Below are 2,549 nucleotides of genomic sequence, written 5' to 3'. Positions count from 1 at the left end.
ACAGAGAACTACGCGATTGTTGGTAATACTGTGGTGCTAACGGATGTTGGTGCTGCATTAGTCAATAGTGGGCAAGATTTGCCTGCTTATACTTTAACGCCGAGTGACGGTACAACTGATGGTGCTGTCGTCAGTAATGATCCAAGTGTTACTACGGTAAACGATGGACCTGTTTTAACGTTAACTGGTTCAAATAATTTTACCGAAGATGATGGTAGTGCCGTTGAAGGTGCCGAAGTCGCTACTTTTGAAACTAATGATGAAGATGGCGATACGGTAACAGTGACACTAAGTGACACAGAGAATTACACGATTGTTGGTAATACTGTGGTGCTAACGGATGTTGGTGCTGCATTAGTCAATAGTGGGCAAGATTTGCCTGCTTATACTTTAACCCCAAGTGACGGTACAACTGATGGTGTTACCGTCAGTAATGATCCAAGTGTTACTACGGTAAACGATGGACCTGTTTTAACGTTAACGGGTTCAAATAATTTTATCGAAGATGATGGTAGTGCCGTTGAAGGTGCCGAAGTCGCTACTTTTGAAACTAATGATGAAGATGGCGATACGGTAACAGTGACACTAAGTGACACAGAGAACTACGCGATTGTTGGTAATACTGTGGTGCTAACGGATGTTGGTGCTGCATTAGTCAATAGTGGGCAAGATTTGCCTGCTTATACTTTAACGCCGAGTGACGGTACAACTGATGGTGCTGTCGTCAGTAATGATCCAAGTGTTACTACTTCGAATGATCCAACTTTAGTAGCATCCGACACAGCAACCACAATTGAAGATAACCCAATTACCATTAATGTTTTAGCCAATGATACAGATGTTGATGGTGAAGTGTCACCGGTTGATACGGTCACGCAAGGTGCTAATGGCTCAGTTGCTATTAACAATGATGGTACGGTGACCTACACGCCTGATGCTGACTTTAACGGCTCTGATAGCTTCACGTACACCAATGAAGACGGTAATACTGAAACAGTGAGTGTGACAGTGGACCCAATCGCTGATGACACAGTATTAGTCGCAGATAGCGCGACAACCAATGAAGACACGCCAATTACCATTAACGTAATTGGTAATGATACTGATGTGGATGACGGTGTTATTTCACCCGTTGATACGGTAACGCAGAGCGCGAACGGCACGGTTGCTATCAACGATGATGGCACCGTAACCTACACGCCTGATGCTGACTTTAACGGCTCTGATAGCTTCACTTACACCAATGAAGACGGCAATACTGAAACAGTGAGTGTGACAGTAGACCCTGTTGCTGATGACACCGTATTAGTGGCAGATAGCGCGACCACGAATGAAGATACACCTGTCATTATCAATGTCGTGGGTAACGATACTGACGTGGATGGCGGTGTTATTTCACCGGTTGATACGGTAACCCAGGGTGCGAACGGCACGGTTGCTATCAACGATGATGGCACGGTGACCTACACGCCTGATGCTGATTTCAATGGGTCAGACTCATTTACGTATACCAACGAAGACGGTAATACTGAAACAGTGAGTGTGACGGTAGATCCTGTTGCTGATGACACCGTATTAGTGGCAGATAGCGCGACAACCAATGAAGACACGCCAATTACTATTAATGTTGTAGGTAATGATACCGACGTTGATGGCGGTGTTATTTCACCGGTTGATACGGTAACGCAGGGTGCGAACGGCTCTGTTGCTATCAACGATGATGGCACAGTGACTTACACGCCGAATGCTGATTTCAACGGCTCTGATAGTTTCACTTACACCAATGAAGACGGTAATACTGAAACAGTGAGTGTGACAGTAGACCCAATCGCTGATGACACAGTATTAGTGGCAGATAGCGCGACAACGAATGAAGATACACCTGTCATTATCAATGTCGTGGGCAATGATACTGATGTGGATGGCGGTATTATTTCACCGGTCGATACGGTAACGCAGGGTGCGAACGGTACGGTTGCTATTAACGATGATGGCACCGTAACCTACACGCCTGATGCTGATTTCAATGGGTCGGACTCATTTACGTATACCAATGAAGACGGTAATACTGAAACAGTGAGTGTGACAGTAGACCCTGTCGCTGACGACACCGTATTAGTGGCAGATAGCGCAACAACGAATGAAGACACGTCAATTACCATTAACGTAATTGGTAATGATACTGACGTGGATGGCGGTGTTATTTCACCGGTTGATACGGTAACGCAGGGTGCGAACGGTTCTGTTGCTATTAACGATGATGGCACAGTGACTTATACGCCTGATGCTGATTTCAATGGCTCTGATAGCTTCACTTACACCAATGAAGACGGCAATACTGAAACTGTTAGCGTAATAGTAGATCCTGTCGCTGACGACACAGTATTAGTCGCTGACTCAGCAACAACCAATGAAGACACGCCAATTACCATTAACGTAATTGGTAATGATACTGACGTGGATGGCGGTGTTATTTCACCGGTTGATACGGTAACGCAGGGTGCGAACGGTTCTGTTGCTATTAACGATGATGGCACAGTGACTTATAC

Annotated in this window: 1 protein-coding gene; it reads left to right on the top strand. The window is 45.4% G+C overall.

Features of this window, described 5'->3' with window-relative positions:
* Window positions 1-2,549 (top strand): Ig-like domain-containing protein (locus SP041_RS20570; protein WP_137298010.1); only part of this gene is annotated, 2,549 nt, incomplete at both ends.

The organism is Psychromonas sp. SP041, from assembly GCF_000470315.2.
Lineage (GTDB): Bacteria > Pseudomonadota > Gammaproteobacteria > Enterobacterales > Psychromonadaceae > Psychromonas.
The sequence above is the reverse complement of the archived record's forward strand: the minus strand, read 5'-3'. Positions and strand labels throughout refer to the sequence as shown.